20 protein-coding genes are annotated in these 21129 nt (G+C 40.7%); 6 read left to right on the top strand and 14 right to left on the bottom strand.

From position 1 onward, the window contains the following. Positions 1 to 780: 780 nt before the first annotated feature. The 6 genes from PQ479_RS16350 to PQ479_RS16375 are packed head-to-tail and all read right to left on the bottom strand — an operon-like array spanning position 781 to position 5671. Positions 781 to 1221: an HIT family protein gene (locus tag PQ479_RS16350; RefSeq protein ID WP_047987109.1), complete on the bottom strand. Its 441-nt coding sequence runs from the start codon at positions 1219 to 1221 to the stop codon at positions 781 to 783. A gap of 17 nt (positions 1222 to 1238) precedes the next feature. Then, positions 1239 to 1757: a KdsC family phosphatase gene (locus tag PQ479_RS16355; RefSeq protein WP_047987108.1), complete on the bottom strand. Its 519-nt coding sequence runs from the start codon at positions 1755 to 1757 to the stop codon at positions 1239 to 1241. A 12-nt stretch (positions 1758 to 1769) separates the two neighbouring features. Beyond that, complete coding sequence (locus tag PQ479_RS16360; RefSeq protein WP_047987107.1) at positions 1770 to 2759, bottom strand: KpsF/GutQ family sugar-phosphate isomerase; 990 nt, start codon at positions 2757 to 2759, stop codon at positions 1770 to 1772. Between the two features lie 24 nt (positions 2760 to 2783). Then, on the bottom strand, positions 2784 to 3611 hold the full coding sequence (gene kdsA / locus PQ479_RS16365) for a 3-deoxy-8-phosphooctulonate synthase (protein ID WP_047987106.1): 828 nt from the start codon (positions 3609 to 3611) through the stop codon (positions 2784 to 2786). After that, a complete protein-coding gene (gene kdsB, locus PQ479_RS16370; protein WP_047987105.1) occupies positions 3604 to 4335 on the bottom strand; it encodes a 3-deoxy-manno-octulosonate cytidylyltransferase in 732 nt (243 codons plus the stop codon). Before kdsB ends, kdsA begins: the two co-directional genes overlap by 8 nt. After that, positions 4292 to 5671, bottom strand: coding sequence for a capsular polysaccharide export protein, LipB/KpsS family (locus PQ479_RS16375; protein WP_047987104.1), 1380 nt, complete (start codon positions 5669 to 5671; stop codon positions 4292 to 4294). Before PQ479_RS16375 ends, kdsB begins: the two co-directional genes overlap by 44 nt. 215 nt (positions 5672 to 5886) lie before the next feature. Between PQ479_RS16375 and PQ479_RS16380 the strand changes: the two genes are divergently transcribed. After that, a complete protein-coding gene (locus PQ479_RS16380; protein WP_047987103.1) occupies positions 5887 to 6069 on the top strand; it encodes a hypothetical protein in 183 nt (60 codons plus the stop codon). Positions 6070 to 6613: 544 nt separating this feature from the next. On the opposite strand, the gene PQ479_RS16385 is transcribed toward PQ479_RS16380, so the two are convergent. After that, positions 6614 to 7060, bottom strand: coding sequence for a VanZ family protein (locus tag PQ479_RS16385; protein ID WP_047987102.1), 447 nt, complete (start codon positions 7058 to 7060; stop codon positions 6614 to 6616). A gap of 688 nt (positions 7061 to 7748) precedes the next feature. Next, positions 7749 to 8744 (bottom strand): UDP-glucose 4-epimerase GalE, encoded by a 996-nt coding sequence (gene galE, locus PQ479_RS16390; protein WP_047987562.1) that lies wholly within the window; start codon positions 8742 to 8744, stop codon positions 7749 to 7751. Positions 8745 to 9382: 638 nt separating this feature from the next. Between galE and PQ479_RS16395 the strand changes: the two genes are divergently transcribed. The 5 genes from PQ479_RS16395 (at position 9383) to PQ479_RS16415 (ending at position 14098) form a co-directional block, all read left to right on the top strand. Continuing rightward, positions 9383 to 10180 (top strand): alpha/beta fold hydrolase, encoded by a 798-nt coding sequence (locus PQ479_RS16395; protein ID WP_047987101.1) that lies wholly within the window; start codon positions 9383 to 9385, stop codon positions 10178 to 10180. A 17-nt stretch (positions 10181 to 10197) separates the two neighbouring features. Beyond that, entirely contained in the window at positions 10198 to 11247 is a 1050-nt protein-coding gene (locus PQ479_RS16400; protein ID WP_047987100.1) for an SDR family oxidoreductase, read from the top strand. Between the two features lie 91 nt (positions 11248 to 11338). After that, positions 11339 to 11893, top strand: a complete 555-nt coding sequence (locus PQ479_RS16405; RefSeq protein WP_273717093.1) for a hypothetical protein — start codon at positions 11339 to 11341, stop codon at positions 11891 to 11893. Between the two features lie 133 nt (positions 11894 to 12026). Further along, entirely contained in the window at positions 12027 to 12833 is an 807-nt protein-coding gene (locus tag PQ479_RS16410; protein WP_047987561.1) for an alpha/beta fold hydrolase, read from the top strand. Positions 12834 to 13153: 320 nt separating this feature from the next. Then, positions 13154 to 14098, top strand: a complete 945-nt coding sequence (locus PQ479_RS16415) for an agmatinase family protein (protein WP_047987098.1) — start codon at positions 13154 to 13156, stop codon at positions 14096 to 14098. Between the two features lie 58 nt (positions 14099 to 14156). Here PQ479_RS16415 and PQ479_RS16420 read toward each other — a convergent pair whose 3' ends face one another. The 6 genes from PQ479_RS16420 to PQ479_RS16445 all read right to left on the bottom strand — a co-directional run bounded on the left by PQ479_RS16420 (position 14157) and on the right by PQ479_RS16445 (position 21123). After that, positions 14157 to 15752, bottom strand: coding sequence for a Na/Pi cotransporter family protein (locus PQ479_RS16420; RefSeq protein WP_047987097.1), 1596 nt, complete (start codon positions 15750 to 15752; stop codon positions 14157 to 14159). A 1015-nt stretch (positions 15753 to 16767) separates the two neighbouring features. Beyond that, positions 16768 to 17544 (bottom strand): HAD-IIA family hydrolase, encoded by a 777-nt coding sequence (locus PQ479_RS16425; RefSeq protein ID WP_047987095.1) that lies wholly within the window; start codon positions 17542 to 17544, stop codon positions 16768 to 16770. A gap of 43 nt (positions 17545 to 17587) precedes the next feature. Continuing rightward, positions 17588 to 18238 carry a phosphate signaling complex protein PhoU gene (gene phoU, locus PQ479_RS16430; protein ID WP_047987094.1) on the bottom strand — a complete coding sequence of 217 codons (651 nt, stop codon included), beginning with the start codon at positions 18236 to 18238 and terminating at the stop codon, positions 17588 to 17590. Between the two features lie 283 nt (positions 18239 to 18521). Beyond that, positions 18522 to 19106 carry a glycerol-3-phosphate responsive antiterminator gene (locus PQ479_RS16435; RefSeq protein ID WP_047987093.1) on the bottom strand — a complete coding sequence of 195 codons (585 nt, stop codon included), beginning with the start codon at positions 19104 to 19106 and terminating at the stop codon, positions 18522 to 18524. Positions 19107 to 19158: 52 nt separating this feature from the next. Next, positions 19159 to 19905: an MBL fold metallo-hydrolase gene (locus tag PQ479_RS16440; protein ID WP_273717106.1), complete on the bottom strand. Its 747-nt coding sequence runs from the start codon at positions 19903 to 19905 to the stop codon at positions 19159 to 19161. Between the two features lie 405 nt (positions 19906 to 20310). Next, on the bottom strand, positions 20311 to 21123 hold the full coding sequence (locus tag PQ479_RS16445; protein ID WP_047987092.1) for a carbohydrate ABC transporter permease: 813 nt from the start codon (positions 21121 to 21123) through the stop codon (positions 20311 to 20313). Positions 21124 to 21129 lie beyond the last annotated feature (6 nt).

Below are 21129 nucleotides of genomic sequence, written 5' to 3' on the forward strand. Positions count from 1 at the left end.
TCTTTGTGCAGATACTACATGGTTTGGCTTCCGTATCTGCACATTAACCCTCTCTTTGTGCAGATACTACATGGTTTGGCTTCCGTATCTGCACATTAACCCTCTCTTTGTGCAGATACTACATGGTTTAGCTTCCGTATCTGCACATTAACCCTCTCTTTGTGCAGATACTACATGGTTTGACTTCCATATTTTCACAAACCTTGATTAATCGTTAGGCGATAACTGACCTTCATCTTTGTTGATGATGCGTTGCTGCGGCAAGTCATCATGGAAGTTTTATATAAACGTTAGTGCGAACATAAAGCTCTAATCGCCGCTATCGAAAATCATGCTCCACGACAATCACGTGACGCTGAACTCTAACTAGCTTCGCTAGTGGATTTCAGCACTGCCACTATGTCCCACGGGAGCTTTTCTCGTGAGAGTCTCCGCATGACTCGCCCACTAGGTTAGTACTTATTCTCAAGTAATAAAACAATCTAACTCCTTTCTTTTAAAACGAAAAAGAGCAAAATCAAATTGAATGAAAAGCCACCAGTAAAGGACGTAACCACACATTCATTTTTGTTGGTGTCGGAGCAGTTTTTAGCTCCGACATAGATGTTTTGTTTGAAAGTGTATGTAAGATATTAACTCCGTTCACTTACCACTGCCTCCCCTCGACTAACTACACGATTAGGCCCTTTTCATTCACTTACACTACTTCTGCTTTTTTCAGCTAGCAAAATCCGTGCTTTTACCACGTACTCCAACGGCACACAGCGCCCGCCCTCACTTTCACTCCATCACTACCGCCCTCAGCTCTTCCTTCAACCTCTGCAAAAACTGGTTAAACTCCTGCTCATTGATGTTGCGTTTATCAGTCTTTTGCTGTGTGGCTTTTTCAATGAGTGGTAAGCCTTTTTTATCCTGTCCGTCTAGTCGTGGAATGAGGTGAACATGAATATGGGAAACAGCCTCACTAATCGTGAGACTGTATAATCGTTGCAATGGTAAGAGATTATTCAAAGCCTTTTCTACTCTTTGAATTTGGATGCCCATTTCACTTACCTCTTGCTGTGTCATCTCCGACCAATTCTCAAGATGGCGACGAGGCTCTAAGTAAACATAGCCAAGTATTTGCGATTCAAATGGACCATGAGTGAGGAGCCAATGTTCTGTTTCAATTAATCCTACATTTAATTCATCATGCTTCTGGCAAATTAAACATGAATTCATACGATCAACCTCACCCTCTACTGAACGATTGCAGCTTCTTCTTCCAAATAACGAAGAACCGACAACTCATTAATTTTCCCCTCTAATAGATGCTCAATCACTTCCCTGACCGCACCCTCTCCACCTTTCCTCCCTGTAACAAATACAGCCTGCTGTTTAACAAGCTCCACTGCATTTGCCGGAGCACATGGATAACCGACTTTATTCATCACAGGCAGATCATTCCAGTCATCACCGATATAACATACTTGCTCTAAACCTAGCGATAATTCAGACAAGAGACGATTTAGCACCGCTACTTTATTTTTAATTCCTTGATAGACATATTCAATTTTTAATTCTTTAGCACGGTTTTCCACCGCCACGGAGACTCTCCCACTAATAATCGTAACATCTAGACCATTTGCTTGAGCAAAGCGAATACCGAGGCCGTCCTGTGTATGGAAGGTTTTGATCTCGCGTCCATCTTCACTTTTGTATAACTTCCCATCGGTTAACACTCCATCAACATCTAAAACCATTAATCGAACTTCCATCTTCCCTCGCACCTATAATCCTAGATTCATTAAGTCATAGAGATGAATCATCGCAACGGGTTGATTTTTATTATCAATGACCGGAAGTACGTTGATTTTTTTCGCCTCCATTAGCTCTAATGCCTCTGTTGCTAATGCTACACGCTCGATTACAAGTGGTGTTTTATTACATAATTCGTCTACTTGCTTTTCTAACACTTCTTCTGAAAAAGCAAATGCCCGTCTAATATCACCGTCCGTTAAAATGCCAACTAATCGTCCGGCTTGATCGACGACCGAAATGGCTCCCATACCATGTGCTGTCATTTGAAAAAGAGCTTCTTTGACACTATCATCACGATACACGATCGGGTTCTTTTTTGTTTTTCCAATGACATCATTCACAGTTAATAAAAGCTTCCTGCCTAAGGAACCAGCAGGGTGATAAAGGGCAAAATCCTCAGGTTGGAATTTTCTCGCAGTTAATAAAGCAACCGCTAACGCATCCCCAAGGGCTAAAGTTACCGTCGTACTTGTAGTCGGGGCAAGGCCTAATGGACAAGCTTCTACGACATTACCAATATTTAAAACGACATCTGAATGCCTCGCTAATGTTGAATTCGAATTTTTGACAATCGCAATCATTTTTGCCCCAATTCTTTTAATAGAAGGAATTAAACGGATGACCTCATCTGATTCACCTGAGTTTGATATAGCCATCACAATATCTCCTTTTCTGACCATGCCCAAATCACCATGTAACCCTTCAGATGGATGCAAAAATAGGGAAGGCGTTCCTGTACTTGCAAGGGTCGCATTTATTTTTCTCCCGATAATCCCTGACTTGCCAATACCTGTAATGACGACTCTTCCATGACAATGTAACATTAGCTCTAAAGCCTCTTCCATGTTAGAATCAAGGGATGAAATTAACTCCGAGATGGCGTGAGCCTCTCTCTCTAATACACCCTTCATCACTTCGATATGGTTCTCTCTTTTATAAACGCTAGCTAGGATATCCATTTTTTAGCCTCCCATTTTTCAAAATTAGATTTGTTTAACGAGACGATCAATGTCTAGAATTGGCTTCAAAACTTCTTCTAACTCATTTAACTTCACCATATTAGGTCCATCAGACTCGGCTAGATCAGGATTTGGATGTGTTTCAATAAAAAGAGAGCTAACCCCTACAGCTGCTGCTGCTCTTGATAAATAAGGAACAAACTCTCTTTTTCCTCCTGTAGTTGTCCCATTGCCACCAGGTATTTGCACACTATGAGTCGCATCAAACACAACCGGTACACCAAGTTCATTCATCGTGATCAAAGAACGCATATCTACAACTAAATTATTATATCCAAACGTTGTTCCACGTTCGGTTAATAAAATACGATCGCCACCTGATTCTCTTAACTTGTTCACTACATTGGTCATATCCCAAGGGGCTAAAAATTGGCCCTTCTTGACATTGACAATTTTCCCCGTTCGAGCCGCCGCAACGAGTAAATCGGTTTGTCGGCAAAGAAACGCAGGGATTTGGATAATGTCTAGAACATCTGCCGCCATTTCTACCTGATAAGGTTCATGGACATCGGAAGTGACGGGCACTTGGAATTGCTCTTTCACTTCACTTAAAATCTCAAGTCCTTGTTCGATTCCAGGTCCTCGACTAGAATGAATCGAAGAACGGTTAGCTTTGTCAAAGGATGCTTTGAAGATAAAAGGAATTTGTAATCTATCTGTTATTTCTTTTAACTTTTCCGCTGTTTCGAATACGAGTTCACGACTTTCAATCACACATGGTCCAGCCATTAAAACAAATGGGTTTTTTTCACCGAATATCATTTCATCATTTAAACGAACAAGATTAGGCATAAAGTGGTCCTCCTAGTAATCTCTCAACTTTTTGAATATCTGCTTCTGTATCCACACCAACTGCCTCATAATTCGTCTTGACGACTTTGATTGGATAACCATTCTCTAGTAAACGCAACTGCTCAAGTCCTTCTGCTTGCTCTAAATAAGAAGGAGCGAGCCCAACAAACGCTTGTAAAATAGCCTTGGGATAGCAGTAAATGCCAACATGCTTGTCATAGACGATATCTGCATCCATTCGATTAAAAGGAAGCGGCGAGCGCGAAAAGTATAATGCGTGACCATCATGAGCTGTCACAACCTTGACCACATTTTGATCGCTAATGCTGTTTTTATTCTTGATGGCAACTTTGGCCGTAATAACTGCGTCAGGTGCTTGACGAGCAGCCTTCACTAAATCGTCTATTAACTGCGGTTGAATTAACGGTTCATCTCCTTGCACATTGACAATAAAATCCGCTTCACATGATTGGGCGACCTCAGCAATTCGATCGGAACCCGTTTCATGTTTTTGTTCGGTTATAACGACTTGCCCACCAAAGTTCTTCACGACCTGTGCAATCTCTTGATCGTCTGTCGCAACAATAACATCGGTTAGCTCCTTACTTTTTACCACTTGCTCATATACCCTTTGAATCATCGGTTTTCCTTTAATAAGGACCAGTGGTTTTCCTGGAAATCTAGTGGACCCGTATCGGGCTGGGATAATGGCGATAGCTTTCATTTTGTATCCTCCTCTGTTCACTAACCATACGACTAACAATATGATGAGTCGTCTCACGGTTACGAAGATGAATCGAGCCTTCAATTTGATAGATAAAACGTAAATAATAGAGAAACTGGTCTATTAACTCCTGATTGATTTCTTGTTTTAAAACGGTGGCTAATGTTTCCGCCAAGTGTGAAGGATGCGGACAGTGGTGAGCAATACCCTCAATATTATAAAGGGCTTCTCCTAATGTTATGACGTGCTTATATTGGCTAAGAGCTTCGATTCCAACGGTTGAATTGATCGTAATGATAGCAAGTGCTTTTTCTATTAAAGGTTCCACTTCATGTTTGGTAACAAAAATCACTTGTTCGTCTTGCTTATACTTTTGCTTTAAATCTAAATAAGCATTTCTAGCATGCTCCTCAGGATGTTCTTTGACCATCACATGAATATGACGATTTTCTCGTTCGATAACTTCACGAACAGCCATGAGTGTTCTCTCGAGTAACTCCTCCATCGTTGAAATATGGGGTGAATGGAAGAGGATTTGCGTATCGTGCTCAACTTGAAACGGAAGTAAAATATACTCTTTGGGCCAATCAATATCATCCTCGCCCCTCTTCGCAAATCGTCTCTTATTCCAAAAATATCGAACCGATTCTAGGAAGCTACTATGTTCGTAAAGCTTCGGGTGAATTCCTAATAGACTACCTATATGATTAACTGTTTTGATCAACGCAAGCTTACTTAATGAATCCTTTTTTCCTTGTTGTACCAAACAACTTTCCGGCTTAAACACATACTCAGGATACCGCTCTCGGTCGACTTTCACATGTTGATAAAATGCACGCTCTCTCGGGATTGAGGCATAAGCATTAACACCTTGTCGATCGTATGTAATCGTATAAGGTCTGAAATGTCCCTCTTCAAAAACACGTATCTCAATTTGGCGCTTTTTCGCAATATACATAGCAATTTGGTCTAACCAATGATGACCATTAAAGAAACAAATGATATCAATTTGGTTTTTCTCAATAAATTGGTCCAACATCCACATGTATCGTTTATACAAACACAATGATTTTGTATTTTTAACATGTTTATTTTTTATTTGTTGATAACGTATTTGATAAATATCCAATCGGGAAAGCTCCTCATCTGAAATCGGATATTCTTTTTTACTCACATAAGTTGGGGCAAACCGAGTCTTCATTGATGTTTGCAAAAATCGTTCTCCTAACTCAAACCGGAATTGATAACATTGGTGTCCGTATTGCATAAGACCCGTTGCAATATCATGAAAGAAATATCGATTTCTATTACCACGTAAGAATAAGTAATTAGCCAACTACTTCATACCCCCTTACTTTTTAGAAAATCCATCCCTATACGTCTTATGTTCAGAATAACAAGTAACTATGAATTCGTTATGAATGACATGTAAAGTTAACTACGTATTGTTGAGCGGGAAGATTACAATCTTAATAATCATTTGGCGTCATTTCGATAATGAAAGAAGAAATTATAGATATTAGGGGAAGCATTGAGACATTGGGAGATTAAATGAAACGGAAAAAGATTACAGAGGCAAAGTGCAGCAGTGAGGATATTAATACTTCGGAAAAAGATTATAAAGGTAAGCTGCAACTGTTTGGTATTGTAGGATTTCAAAAATTAATAATTCGCCAGGAAATCCGTTCAACAACATCGTCACCGTTTTTTATGAAGTATGTAAATAAAAAATAATGGAAATAACAGCAACTAAATAATTCGTAATATTATGTTAATACAACGGCGAAAGAGTGGTTTTTTAAGCTCTTTATCCCATTTAAATAGTACTAGTAAGACTTTATCTAAAATGTAAACATATATGGATAAATGGCTAGTTAGGAAAATTTATGATAATAAACTCATACTTTTAATATTCTTTTCAACTTTAATAAAACAGTCCAAGTAATCAGTCATAAAGTCATGGTTTATCACTAAGTTTTCCGGTCACTTTTGCCAAAACTATAACTTTTTTGACGGGACTTTTTACATTGAAGCTACATCATCAATTATGGTGCAAACATGAATTTTTATTGGGGCTGACTTTTAAAAAGTGAGGTTTAATAAAGACTTCTATTTCGAGGACATGTTCTCTGCTATGCTTGTTGTCATGCAAAATAAGATTCGATTCCATCCTATTCGAACATTTTTCTATTATCAATCCGCGTACAGACCTCACAAATAAGGTCCATACACGCAGAAGTCTTACAAATATTGAGGTAAAAAAATTGGCAGGACACCTCTATTTCAACCTTTTTCTCATCCACAAAATACTTACAACTAAAGCTACACCTAACAGTGAACCTGCACTATCAATCACAACATCACGCACCTCACCCGATCGACCAGGTATAAAAAGTTGATGAAACTCATCAGTCATCGCATAAACCGTGGCGATGCTCCAAGCATAAACAGGAGCTAGACGTTTATTCCATCCACTCTGTAAAATGGCGTTATAAATGAGGATGGCCAGAACAAAGTAACTGAAAAAGTGGGCCCCTTTTCGAATAAAAAAATGCAGCGTCTCCATCTCTAAATTGATAAATGGTAAAAGTGTTTGAATGATATGTATGAGTTGCTTTGTCATACCTGAGCTCAGTTGCCCTGATTGGTCGCCTGGCTGGTGTGATAGGAAAAAGATAAGCCCCATCCATCCAACAACAGCTCCCCAAGATATCCATTGCTTCATTTCATTTCCCCTTTCTTTGTAGATTGTTTTGTATGTAGGTTAATTCAAAGCGATATGCGGAGATCTTCTCGTCGCTACCGAAAATCATGCTTCGCTGGGTACTTCATATTCTCAAGCACAAATAACATCCATTAAAAAATAACAACAAAAACCAAAGTGACTGAAGAGCCACCAGTAAAGATTAAAACCCACTTTCATGCTTGTTGGTGGCGATTGATTAGAACAAAATCTAATTGAATAAAAATCCAGAAGCAAAGAGCCAAATCTTTCTTGTTTATCAAAGAGCTAAATGATGATAAATAAGCGCAACCAATATTTGTATAAGCACCGTTAGAAATAGTTACTACCTCATTTCATTTGAGTAACTGTCACGTTCGTCCCTTTTCGTGCACTTACTCACCTGCTTCCTTCGAGTTACTGTCACGTTCAGCCTTTTTCGTGTAGTTCCTCACCTGCTTCCTTCGAGTTACTGTCACGTTCGTCCCTTTTCGTTCACTTACTCACCTGCTTCCTTTGAGTAACTGTCACGTTCGTCCCTTTTCGTGCACTTACTCCTGCCCTTTCCTTTTGACTCACTTTCCATCCCTCTTCCCTTGTGCAATCGCCACATTAAGGCACCATTCTCAAACAATTACCAGCAGAAAACCCCAAAACAATAGGTTGTTTTGGGGTTAAAGTGTCTTAATGCTTAGCCTTGAAAGTTCTTCTCGAACTTCCAAGAGTCTCGGCACATTTCAACAATTCCTTTTTTCGCTGTCCAACCTAATTCTTTCTTAGCCTTTGATGCTTCTGCATAACATGAAGCTATGTCCCCAGGACGACGGTCAACAATCTCATATGGAACCTCAATCTCATTTGCTTTCTCAAAAGCTTCTACTAGTTCTAAGACACTCGTCCCTTTACCCGTCCCAAGGTTAAAAATATGAGCACCTTCCGTTAAATGATTTAAAGCAGCAACATGGCCTTCTGCTAAATCAACCACATGAATATAATCGCGGACACCCGTGCCATCAACCGTATCATAATCATTACCGAAAACGCGAAGCTGCTTTAACTTTCCTTTTGCAACCTGTGTAACAAAAGGCATTAGGTTATTAGGAATACCATTTGGAGATTCACCAATTAATCCACTCTCATGAGCTCCTACCGGATTGAAGTAACGCAAAATAGATACCGCAAAATTAGGATTTGCTTTAGCAGCATCGCTCAAAATCCTTTCACTCATCGCCTTCGTTTCACCATAAGGGTTCGTCGTTGGTAATAAGTCCAAGCCTTCATGGAATGGGACTTGATTATCACCATAAACCGTAGCTGAAGAACTGAAAACAAAACGATTCACACCATATGCTTGAGCTAACTTCGCTAATACCATTGTACTTACAAGGTTATTGTAGTAATAAGCAAGCGGTTTTTCTACCGACTCACCTACTGCTTTTAAACCGGCAAAGTGAATCAGACCATCAAATGAATGAGCTTGAAAAACTTTTTCTAACTCGGACTCAACCGTTACATCAACATGATAAAAAGGAATATCCTTACCTGTAATTTTTTTCACACTATCAAGTGCAGATAATTGGCTATTACTTAAGTTATCGACAACGACAACTGAATGTCCTTCTTCTATTAAAGAGACAACCGTATGTGAACCTATGTACCCTGCTCCACCTGTAACTAAAATGTGCACAAAAACCTCTCCTTTTCCATGACCTTTTCCTTCTATTTTACTACTCTTCTTCAAAGATTAGCAATGAAACTTTCCCCAGCTTCCCCTACGCTTGTCATCTCCTTCATGATAGTGTTGACTAACAAACATCTGAAGGTGCTTCTCAAATTAAAATTGAATTTGGAGAAAAAGATTTACATGTTTATGTAACAATCAGAAATAACTCAGAAAATACCAGCAATTTCTGATCACACCGTGCAAATTTACTAGTAGGAAACAGCCAATATGAGACTGAATACAACTTTGATGCCGATAATCCCGAACTCCAATCAGAATTATTACCACAAGTAAAGTCAGAAGGCATCTTAAACTTTCCTTACATTTACCACGAAGAACATAACGAAATGACGCTTCATTTAAGTGGCTCATTTGATAATTGGGATGTGGATATTGAATGGAAAAAAGCCATGGCATACGATTCCTGAAAGTTAGTCTATAAAGTCTAACTTTCAGTTTTTTTCAATATACAGATGCCCTTAAAATCCACTGAAAGAGTCATCTTTCACAATATCTACATATTTTTCGACATAAAAGTGGGTGATCCGTCAAACATCTAATGCCTATAATAGAAAGGATGCTTTATTTAAGGTAGGTGCTTTATGTTAGAATACACAATTCATCAACGGAAACCTCATTTTTCAGATATTATTTTCATTCATGGTTTAGGTGGAAATTCTTCCATTTTCAAAAATCAGATGGATTCTTTTAAGCAGCATTTTAACGTCATCACGATAGAACTACCAGGACATGGACAATCACCCAATGTCTATTCATATAAAGAACCTTTTACATTTAAAACCGTTGCCGAAGAAGTTTTAAAAACGCTTGATCATATCAAAATTAAGGAAGCTCACTTTGTCGGTGTTTCACTCGGAACGATTGTTATCCACCAACTATTAGAGCTTGCCCCATCACGAATTAAAAGCGTAGTTATGGCAGGTGCCGTAACTAGATTTAACCTGTTCAGTAAAGTCTTATTAAAAATGGGTAATGTCGCTAAAACATTCACCCCCCATCTGTGGATTTATAAGCTTTTCGCACGCATTATGTTACCTAAAAAAAATCATAAACGCTCTCGAGATATTTTTATTAGAGAAGCTACTAAAATGGAACGTGCCGATTTTTTAGGTTGGTATAATATCGTAGCAAAAGTAGAATGCGTGTATCAAAATTCGAGAAAACTACCGAATAAAATTGCTAAGCTCTATGTTTCCGGCCGTGAGGATCACTTATTTATTAAGCCTTTGCTTGCCGATATTAAGAGCGACCACCATGCAAAATCTTTTGTTATTGAACAATGTGGACATGTTTGTAATATTGAAAAGCCACATGAATTTAACCATGCTTCGATTTCATTTTTATTAAATCAAATCAAAACTATGAAGAAAAGTTCATAGCTCAAAGGAGTGTCCCCATGAAAATTTTCTTAACTGGAGCTACTGGCTTTCTTGGCGGAAAATTGATTCAATCACTAATAGCAAAACCTGATCATACATTATACGTTCTTGTTCGAAACGTTCAAAAAGGTGAACTAATTCGTTCAAAGCTAACGGACGAACAACAAACGCGACTTCACCTGTTACAAGGCGATATCACCTCAGCCGATTTAGGTCTCTCCGAAGAGGCGATTGCTACCTTATCTAGTGTTGATATCTTTTACCATCTTGCCGCTCTCGTCAAATTCGACCTTGATTTACGTGATGAATTATTTGCAGTCAATTATGATGGTACGAAAAATTGTCTAGAGCTCGCAGCAAAAGTAGGTGCCGCGAAATTTTTATATGTAAGTACAGCTTATACGGTCGGTCAACGTGCGGTTGGTGAGGAAAGGCTTTACGAGGTTGATGCTACGTACAATAATCCTTATGAAGAAAGTAAAGTGAAGTCGGAGCATTTAGTTTTCTCTTATGCCGATCAAATGGATGTTTCTATTCTAAGACCATCAATTATTGTCGGTGATTCAAAAACAGGTGAAGCTGATTCGCAATTTACATTATATGGATTTATGCGTGCGGTTGATTTATTCAAGCGTCGTGTCACTCGGACAGAGGAAGGTCGTAACCAGCGCTATCGACTCGTTGCAAACTCAAATGGAAATTCTAATTTAGTACCGGTCGATTATGTCGCTAATGTGTTAAGTCTCGCCACAACCAAAGCAGAGCCTAACATCATTTATCATATTACGAACCCACAACCACCACATAATTATGATTTACTCGTCATGCTACGTGATGCATTACAGTTTAGCCAACTCGATGTCATCGAGGCAGGCAAAGACTATCAATTATCACCATCAGAAACACGCCTTAACGAATTAATTGCTGTATTTAACGTCTACCTGGCCGGTGCCCTAACATTTAAAGATGACAATACCCAAGCACTACTAGCTGATTCAGAATTCGATCATCTGAACATGTCAAACGAAACTGTACAAATGATCATGGAAGCCTATTTCAAACAATAAGTTATCAAGTGGAGTAGAAACTCGGCAAACCGCTTCTTTTTTAGGGAGGCGGTTTTTGTTTTGGGTGGCTGTTTTTTTCTGTTGGCTCTGATTGAGCTTAATTTTCGTGTTTCATTGCTGCGTATTTCCATTTGCTATGCGTTTGCTCGGGCTTTCTCCTGCTTTTTCCGCTCGTAACCCCGCGATTCCACCTTCGCTCGGGCTTTTTCCTGCTTTTTCCGCTCGCAACCCCGAGATTCCGCTTTTGCTCGGGGTTGCGAGCCCTTTTTCCGCTCGTAACCCCGCGATTCCTCGTTTGCTCGGGCTTTCTCCTGCTTTTTCCGCTCGCAACCCCGCGATTCCGCTTTTGCTCGGGCTTTCTCCTCCTTTTTCCGCTCGTAACCCCGCGATTCCGCTTTTGCTCGGGGTTTCTCTCTCTTTTTCAGCTCGTAACCCCGCGATTCCTCGTTTGCTCGGGGTTTCTCCTCCTTTTTCCGCTCGTAACCCCGCGATTCCGCTTTTGCTCGGGGTTGCGAGCCCTTTTTCCGCTCGTAACCCCGCGATTCCACGTTTGCTCGGGGTTATATGGGCGCTTTTTCACTTTTCCTACCACATAGTCGCCTTTATTACCATTCAAAAGTATACATTGTTATTTAATCGTTTTTGAACCTTCATAGATTAGCATTTATAGTCAATGTCTTACCACCATATTTTCCACCCCAAAATTGAAGTTCTCTATGCAAACCTACGTTTAACTTTTCAAGCAAGAAGGAAAAGATATGAAAAAGGAGCTGATATTAGTGGGACATTATATAGAAGTTGAAAAAGGTATTAAACTTTTTGTTGAAGATATTGGTGAAGGGAAACCGGTGATTTTCTTACATGGTTGGCCGGCTAATCAGCGAATGTTTGAGTATCAAGCGAACGCTCTTATAAAAGAGGGTTATCGTTTTATCGGTATCGATATGCGGGGTTACGGAAAGTCGGATAAACCGCATAGAGGGTACGACTACAATCGTATGGCGGACGACCTTAGAGAGGTGATTGACCAGCTTGAGATCACGGATGCTACGTTATTAGGCTTTTCGATGGGTGGAGCGATCAGTATTCGTTATATGGCAAGGCACTTAGAACATGGAGTATCTAAGCTCATTTTAGCAGGAGCAGCCGCCCCAGCTTTTACGAATAGAGAGAATTTTTCTGCAGGTATCCCAAAAGAGAACGTCGATGAGCTCATTCAAGCCTCTTCCACAAACAGACCAGCTATGTTACATGATTTTGGTGGGCAATTTTTTAGTCAAGGTGTGTGTGAACACTTCGCTGATTGGTTCAAAACTTTAACACTTGAAGCAGGCGGACATGCAACTATTCAGTCAGCAGAAGCGTTAAGGGAGGAAGATTTGCGACCGTGTATTGATAACATCAGCGTACCAACGGCGATTTTCCACGGTGAAAAAGATAAAATATGTCCGTTTGACCTCGCCAAAGAGATGGAAAAGTCGATTCAGAACTCAACCTTAATTCCATTCGCCAACAGCGGCCACAGTTTATTTTATGACGAACAAGAAAAATTTAACGAAGAACTTATTCGCTTTCACAAAGATTAATTCTTTATATAAAACCTCGCTGATGACTTACAAGCCAGCTCACTCGCAAGAAAATTGGAAGTTGTATTTTGCTCTTCGACTGGTGGTTTTTCGTTCACTTTGATTTGAATGAGAAGCCCAAAAAGCAGTGAGCTTGCACGATCAAAGAGAGAGTAGAGTAGATTCCTGTAAGAAAAAAGAGCAATGAGTTCCAGTGGCTTCGCCGGTTAGCTCAGGACCCACTTGCATAAGGCGTGCCCCCATTTCCCTCAGCATTTTTGAAAACGAGTAGAGCACTTTAAGCTAACTCCTATACAAAACCCCATGAAAGGTTGTTAAAAATGACAGACTATATTTACGGAAATACACCGTGCTTTTTAGATTCGCAAAACTTAACAAAGAATAAAAACTATCAAGATGTCGATGCAATTATTTATGGAGTTCCATGGGAAGGTGCGGTCACTTGGGGCGATTATACGGGCTGTGAGCTCGGCCCGAAAGTGATGAGGCTTAGCTCTGCCCGTTACAGCGGTTATCTACCAGAGCTTGACCACATTGATGTATTTGAGCATTTAAAGCTTGGTGATGTCGGTGATGTTGATGTTACCCCTGCCGATGTTGATGAAACAATGACCAAGATTCAAGATTTCACAAGACCATTATGGGAAAGCGGCAAATTCCTAATTGGCCTTGGTGGGGACCATGGAATTACTTATCCTATTGTCAAATCTTTAGCTGAGCAATCTGGTAAAAAGGTTGGCATTATCCACCTTGATGCCCATTATGATAACCTTCCTTCCCATAATGGTGACCAATATGCACGTTGCAGCCCTTTCAAACGGTTATACGAACTAGAAGGCGTGCGTAACGAAAGTATTATCCACACGGGTATTCATGGACCACGTAATAAGCCTGAAAGTGGGCGTAATGCCAAAGAAGCTGGAGCTGTCACACTAACAATTAATGATATCCGTGAATCACAGGATCTGAGGAAACTCGCTCACCACATGTATGATATGGCAAGTCAAGATGTCGATGTTGTCTACCTTAGTATTTGTAGCGATGTTCTCGATTACGCCTTTAATCCTGGTGGCCCCGTTGACGGAAATGGCCTAACCTCGTATGAGCTGCTCACACTAGTTCATGAGATCTCCAAACGCGGAATTGTCGGTATGGATTTTGTCGAAGTCTATCCACAGCAGGACCCTAGTCAATTCTCTGCCCACTTTGCGTCCACGATTATCTTATACGCGATGGCAGGGCTTATTCAACATCAATCCGAATAATGAAGAAAAAGCCTCCCAAACTTGGAGGCTTTTTGCATGTACCCTGAATGAAGTGAAGTTACACCATATTATTCACCGTATAAGAAATATTCACGACATGATGATTGACCATAATCAGTTCATTCATAATATCTACGTAAACAGAACTCAGGCGACTGCTTTGATTGGTACCGCTATGAAAATGTTGAAAGCGAAGCTCTTTTTCCTTTCTTAGTATAATAGGATTGCGGTTAATGACAGCTATCGCTTGTTGTTTGTCTACAAATTCAAAAGCCTGGATTGCTTTTTCATAACTCGTTAACACTTCTTCAAAAAGCTGTGAAATCCCCTGACGCTCCCAATCCTGTAATTGCACTTGAGCAACCTCAAGTTTCCCCGTCGTTAACGCGATATGGTAAATAGCATCCGAAATCCCTTCTAGGTGGTTATTGATATATAAATACTTCAAGCTTTCCTCAGACTCTTCGTCACTCAAGTCCTTCTGAGTGATTTTTTGTAAATAATGATAGATACTCTTGTACGTAGCATCAATCCGGTCTTCATGACGAATGACCGCTTGTCGATGGCTTAAGTTCTCTTGGTATAGTAATTTGTCGAAGTCTGAAAGCATATTTACTCGTATACTTTCCGCCATATGACCAAGTTCCTTTTTCGCCTGAACTAACGCAATGGTTGGCACTTCCAAACTTTCCTTATCCAAAAACTGCACATGATTTTCTGCCTTCTCTTTCGCAGGTAAAATCACTAGCATCCAATCAGCGAACTTCGAGCAAAACGGTAACAACACAACCAAATTAATAATGTTAAAAATCGTATGGGCATTCGCCACTTGCCTTTCAATTCCACCACTAAAAAGCTCCAGCCAAACAACAAAATAATGGGTAAATGGCAAAAATAAGAGAACACCAATTACTTTAAAAAGAGCATGTGCCACCGCGGTTCGTTGCGCATCCTTGGAAGCACTAATACTCGAAATAAGCGCGGTTACTACGGTTCCGATATTAGCCCCATAAACAATAGCCACAGCGGCTTCCATACTAAGTGAACCACTTGCTGAAAGCGTCATCGCAATCGCAATCGTCGCGGCACTGTTTTGAATAATCGCCGTAAAAATAAGCGCTATGAATACGGTTACATATAAATTATCCGTTAAATAAACAAAGGTACTTGTTAACTCTGGATTATTTTGAACGGGCTCCATCGCCGCTGTAATCATACCCATTCCATAAAAAACAAACCCAAACCCTAATAAAACACTACCAAGAGCTCGAACCTTTTCCTTTCCTAATAAAAAAACACCGACTCCAAGGGCAACAAAAAGCAAGGCATAATCTGTTAACCTGAAGGCAATTAATTGCACCGTTAAGGTTGTACCAACAGCCGATCCCAACATAATGCCCATCGCTTGCCGGAGTGTTAATAAACGGGCATTCACAAACCCAACAACCATCACCGTTGCGGCACTGGACGACTGCAAAACTGCCGCCAATAATATACCAACAACAGCCCCATAAAACTGGTTCTTCGTCACCTTTGTTAAAAACTTTTTCAAATGATTTGAAGCCGATTTCTTCAATCCTTCACTGGCAATATACATCCCATATAAAAAAATCGCAATCCCACCAACGATTCCTATCACCATCGGCCAAACCATATCAACATCCCTCCTTTTTTGTGAAAATCAGGCTTCACACTTGAGTATGGTGATTTTCCTCTTTGTTCACCTAATTATTCTGCATTTTTTAGATTATGCGTTCCTCTCTTCGGTCCTTTATTCGTACCGATATTACACCTTGGTCGACACCTTCTTTACCTTTTTTCCCTCTGATCATGTCGACCGGGCTCCTTGGTCGACACCTTCTTTCTCTTTTTCCCCCTCTGATCATGTCGACCAGGCTTCTTGGTCGACACCTTCTTTACCTTTTTTTCCTCTGATCATGTCGACCGAGCTCCTCGGTCGACACCTTCTTTACCTTTTTTCCCTCTGATCATGTCGACCAGGCTCCTTGGTCGGCACCTTCTTTCCCTTTTTTTCCTCTGATCATGTCGACCGGGCTCCTTGGTCGACACCTTCTTTACCTTTTTCCCCCTCTGATCATGTCGACTGAGCTTCTTAGTCGACACCTTCTTTACCTTTTTCCCCTCTGATCATGTCGACCAGGCTCCTTGGTCGACACCTTCTTTACCTTTTTTCCCTCTGATCATGTCGACCGGGCTCCTTGGTCGACACCTTCTTTACCTTTTTCCCCCTCTGATCATGTCGACCCTTTAATCAACGCCTCTAATTCTCATCTGCGAAGTACCCATTAAACCTATCAATTTTATTACTTGACGCCCTTTTTACCGAGATACATATGGCTTTTACTTCATCTATAGGTTCCTCATGGCACTCACTCGAACTAGAAATTAAATAGAATAAAAGCCAACAGTTAAAGAGTTCTTTTCGGAGGGTTCTTACTTCTCTCCCTTCCCTACAACACTCGGACTCTTTTTCCCACGAGTGTTGTTACTTCCCGCTATTTCCTACAACAGCTCGACTCTTTTTCCCCTTAAGTATTGTTACTTCCTACCTTGCCCTTCGACACCTCGGCTATCTTTCCACGGGGTTTTGCTACTTCTCTGCTCCCTCCAATTGCCTACTCTCAAACTAATACCTCACCATCGATTTTTTACAAAACCTTCAAAATCTCACTAATACTGCTCAGGGTGTAGGTTGGTTGATGCTCCGATTCCGCGAGCATGTCTGCAGTTGTTACGCCAGTCATCACTAAGACGCTGTGCATCCCCACGTCATTCGCCATTTTAATATCGGTTTCAAGCCGGTCGCCGACCATATAGCAGTGTTCCTTCGGTAGTCCAATCGCGTGAATCGCCGCTTCTGCCATAAGTGCCGACGGTTTTCCGACGACAAGGTCGATTGGCTTACCTGTTGCTCCCTCCAACGCCCCAATCATCGCCCCACAATCGGGAATATCGCCACCTTCAATTGGGCAAGTTCGATCCGGGTTTGTCGCAATAATTTTAGCTCCATGCTTCCAGGCTTGATAAGCATCATTCAACTTCTCATAGGAAAATTGACGGTCCCATGAAAGAACGACATATTGTGCTTCGTCTACCTGTTTGGTCGTTGAAACACCACAGAGGGCAAGCTCTTCTATTAATGGTGGCTCCCCGATAACGAGGGCTTTTTCATCCTGATTCAAAACATCTCGTAGATATTGAGCCATAATCAAATTGGAGTTCAAGACCTCATCTAAATTAGTGGTGATCCCCATTTTATTTAATTTTTCTACATATGACTGTCTTGTTGCAATTGGTTTATTTGATAAAAAAAGAACTCGGTCTCCACGTGCACGTAACTGATTAATCGCATCAGCGGCACCATCAATTTCTTTTTCACCCAAATAAACGGTACCGTCCAAGTCAAAAATAAATCCTTTTTCCACTCGATTCCCTCCACACCACAATTGTTTTTTTTATAAAAAAGCTTTATGCCAACATATGGACCATTTGTGTAACTTGCCTTGTCACGTTCACGACGTGGTCAGCACTTCGTTCCAGATATCTACTAACGAGTAATAGATTCGCAAGTGAGCCAATTTGTTCAGGCTCATGCCTCATCTCATCAACGATGTACTGATGAAGGCGATGGAAATACTGGTCAACCTCGTCTTCTTGCTTTTCCATTTTTTCTGCAATTGATGGGTCTTTCTCTTGAATTCCATAAATACTTGAAGCCAACATAGACGTAGTTAAATCACACATTTCCTTCAATTCTTGATAAAGTCGCGAGCCGCCCGATAGCTTCGTGACTGCTGCCAGGTCAGCAATATTGACTGCTTGATCACCAATCCGCTCATACTCACGCGATATTCGATTCATTATTGTTAATGTTTTGAGCTCGACGGGTAAAGGTGGTTGAATTAAAATCAATTCGATAATCGATGAATAAATTTGATAATCATAATCATCAACTTGACGGTCCAGTTGCAAAACCTGCTGGCAATGGTTGTTCTTTTCACGGTCGGTAAGTGAATGAACAGCCAATTGTAGCTCTTGACCTGTGATATCCGCCATTTCAATAATTTTACGTTCAATATCATCAATCGCTTTTGTAAACGTCCGTAAATTGTTCTGCACAACTAAACCTCCCCTTTTCAAACTACCTTATGGAGTTACCTCTCCCTCTACACCTTCTATTTGATGTATATTCCACACACCCTTTAGTTAAGCGAGTACCCCTATATTTCTATAACAATTACTTATTTCATCCTTACTTCGAGTACTCCGTTTTACTCCTTTTAGGCGTATCAATCATAAAAAAGCCCACAACAATCCCGTTAAAATGATTTGTTGTCGGCTTCTCCTATTCTCTGCCTCAATGATTTAATTGTTTCTTCCTCTTTGACACGTTATGCCAGATTTATATTTTCATATTCCACAAATCGATATTTCCTCCTGAAACGGCCAATGAACCAGCTTCTAAGGCTTGCATGACCTCTTCTTTTTGGGAAATTAAACCACCCGCAATGATCGGCAAATCGGTTCGTCCACATAAATCCTCAATCACTTTAGGAATGACACCCGGCAATACCTCAATCGCATCTGGTTTACTCGAAGCGATCATCGACATCGACTTATTAATGGCACTACTATCAATTAAAAACGTACGTTGTATGGATAAAAGCCCTTCTGCTCTGGCCATTTTTATGAGTTGATTTTTTGTCGTGATAATACCATGAGGTTTAATTTTTCGAGCTAAGTATTGAATGCCGTCCTTATTACTCGCAAGTCCACCAATAAAATCTAAATGAACAAACACATACATCCCCGCATCTTTTAAACGATTCACATCATCCTCAAGCGTTAATAGACTCCCTGTTACAAGAAAGGCTATGTTCACTTCGCTTTGAATCGCCGCCTCAATATGTTCCTGCTCTAAAATTGAAGCAATCACTTGCGTCTCGACCATATCAACGATTGATAGATTCTTTTCTTTTACTTTCATTTTTGAAGCCCCCGTTTCCTCAACTTAACATCTCCTGTAAAATCAATCTCCGTCAAGCTTTCTCTTCGGCAAAATGAATTCGAGCTTTCTCCTCTTCTGACATAAATTCATTCATCGCAGAAACGTAATCCTCTTGATCAGATAAATGAACAAACACGATTTTTCCAAAAACATGAAGATTATAAAACTGACTAAATTGCTGTAGGCTTGTATGGTGTACAAGAGCCCCTCGAGCCAGCGTACACTCATGGTATAACTCATCAATATAATCATACTGACGAATCCATTCATTTGGTTCTGTATCACTTGAATAGACGAGTGTCCGATTGCCTTCTCTTACTTCTATGCCAACCGTTGGAACCGCATGCTTAGCTGGAAAAGTCGACACTTTGGCTTCCCCTAATGTCAGCAGTTCAGCTTTTTCCTCCGCCTTGTATACATGAATTTTTATTTGAAATTTAGCGGGCCAACTGTCCATTTCCAAAAGCTCTAGCCAATGACGAAGCTTCTTCTCATCACCTGAGCCACAACAAATCGTCAGTTCTTCCTCACGCCCAGCTAACCACATCCCCCATAACAGCGAAGGCATACCATATATATGATCAATGTGGAAATGAGTGAAAATAACCGCACGAATTGCCTTTAAATCGACCTGCTCTTTTTTCAATTTAGTAAGAGGGCTGCCCCCTACATCAATAAGAACCGTACCAGCATCACGATTCACCTGCTCCCGCAGAAGTAAATACGTATTATCCCGGTTCGCCGCAGCCGCCGCATACCCAGTTCCTAAACAGATCATCTCTATCACAACGCAAAACTCCTTTAGCAGGTTTTGGATGGGGCTTTTGACACCTTCGAGGGCTTAATCCTCGGGGTGGGGTCTTTTTATCTCGTTTCATGTCACTTCGATGGCTTTTTTCCTGGCGAAGATGCCTTTATTTTCGTTTTATGACACTTCAGAGGGCTTTTTCCTCTGACGAAGGTGTCTTTTCTTCCGCTTTATGACACCTTCATCAACTTTTTATCCCTCGATGTGGCCGCTTCTCCACCTTTACGACCACTTCACGACACTTTTCCCCTTCGATGTGGCCACATCACCACTCTTTTCCTCCGCAAAATGGGTCTTTTCCAACTAACCTCTCTTTCCCTTCACCAGAATGACCTTCTCCCCAAAAAAGTCCGTCTCCCCTTTACAAGCAATCAGTTACTTAATCCCAGAGTTCATAAAGCTCGAAACGAATTGCTTTTGGAAGATAAAGAAAGCTATCAACAGTGGGAAAATGACCATGACCGTACCGGCGGTAATCATGCCCCACTGTGCACCCGTTTCAAAGGATTGAGCAAATAATGCCATCCCGACTGTTAGTGGACGGCTATCCACCGTATTAGTAATGATTAACGGCCACATGAAATTGCTCCAATGATGACTGACTGAAATTAACGCAAACGCAATATAGGTCGGTTTCGCTAAAGGTAAATAAACATGCCAAATCGTTTGATACCAACGAGATCCATCCATAACTGAAGCCTCATCTAAATCCTGTGGCACTTGTTTAAACGTTTGTCTTAATAAAAACACACCGAAGGCCGAAGCCCAATATGGCAGCATCACCGCGAGCTTACTATCGACAAGTCCAAGCTGCTGCATCACGGTATAGTTCGGGAAAATTAAAATTTCCGGTTGAATCATTAGCTGCACAAGGAATGCAATAAACAAGATATTTTTACCCCAGAAGTTCAAACGAGCAAAAGCATACGCTGCCAACGTAATCGTAAAAAATTGAACCGTCAAAATCCCAAATACAATGATAAACGTATTAAAGTAATATCGTAGAAATGGAGCTGCTTCCCAAGCGTCCTTATAATGCTCAAACGTCGGACTCGACACCCAAAAAGGGTTCGAACCCCCAATAATTTCTGATGTCGGGGAGATCGACGTAACAACAGTCCAGACGAGAGGAATCGCAAAAAATAATCCTAATATAATGATGACTGCTTTATTAATGAAATTGGTCATACGTCA

This window comes from Alkalihalobacillus pseudalcaliphilus (assembly GCF_028610675.1).
In the GTDB taxonomy this organism is placed as follows: Bacteria; Bacillota; Bacilli; order Bacillales; family Bacillaceae_D; genus Alkalihalobacillus; species Alkalihalobacillus pseudalcaliphilus.

Coding starts and splice junctions, on each gene's coding strand:
- PQ479_RS16435 (WP_047987093.1), bottom strand. CDS start 19,106: ATGAAAGTAAAAGAAAAGAATCTATCAATCGTTGATATGGTCGAGACG.
- PQ479_RS16415 (WP_047987098.1), top strand. CDS start 13,154: ATGACAGACTATATTTACGGAAATACACCGTGCTTTTTAGATTCGCAA.
- PQ479_RS16355 (WP_047987108.1), bottom strand. CDS start 1,757: ATGGAAGTTCGATTAATGGTTTTAGATGTTGATGGAGTGTTAACCGAT.
- kdsA (WP_047987106.1), bottom strand. CDS start 3,611: ATGCCTAATCTTGTTCGTTTAAATGATGAAATGATATTCGGTGAAAAA.
- PQ479_RS16445 (WP_047987092.1), bottom strand. CDS start 21,123: ATGACCAATTTCATTAATAAAGCAGTCATCATTATATTAGGATTATTT.
- PQ479_RS16350 (WP_047987109.1), bottom strand. CDS start 1,221: ATGAATTCATGTTTAATTTGCCAGAAGCATGATGAATTAAATGTAGGA.
- PQ479_RS16420 (WP_047987097.1), bottom strand. CDS start 15,752: ATGGTTTGGCCGATGGTGATAGGAATCGTTGGTGGGATTGCGATTTTT.
- PQ479_RS16380 (WP_047987103.1), top strand. CDS start 5,887: ATGAAACGGAAAAAGATTACAGAGGCAAAGTGCAGCAGTGAGGATATT.
- PQ479_RS16385 (WP_047987102.1), bottom strand. CDS start 7,060: ATGAAGCAATGGATATCTTGGGGAGCTGTTGTTGGATGGATGGGGCTT.
- PQ479_RS16360 (WP_047987107.1), bottom strand. CDS start 2,759: ATGGATATCCTAGCTAGCGTTTATAAAAGAGAGAACCATATCGAAGTG.
- PQ479_RS16395 (WP_047987101.1), top strand. CDS start 9,383: ATGTTAGAATACACAATTCATCAACGGAAACCTCATTTTTCAGATATT.
- PQ479_RS16440 (WP_273717106.1), bottom strand. CDS start 19,905: ATGATCTGTTTAGGAACTGGGTATGCGGCGGCTGCGGCGAACCGGGAT.
- kdsB (WP_047987105.1), bottom strand. CDS start 4,335: ATGAAAGCTATCGCCATTATCCCAGCCCGATACGGGTCCACTAGATTT.
- PQ479_RS16400 (WP_047987100.1), top strand. CDS start 10,198: ATGAAAATTTTCTTAACTGGAGCTACTGGCTTTCTTGGCGGAAAATTG.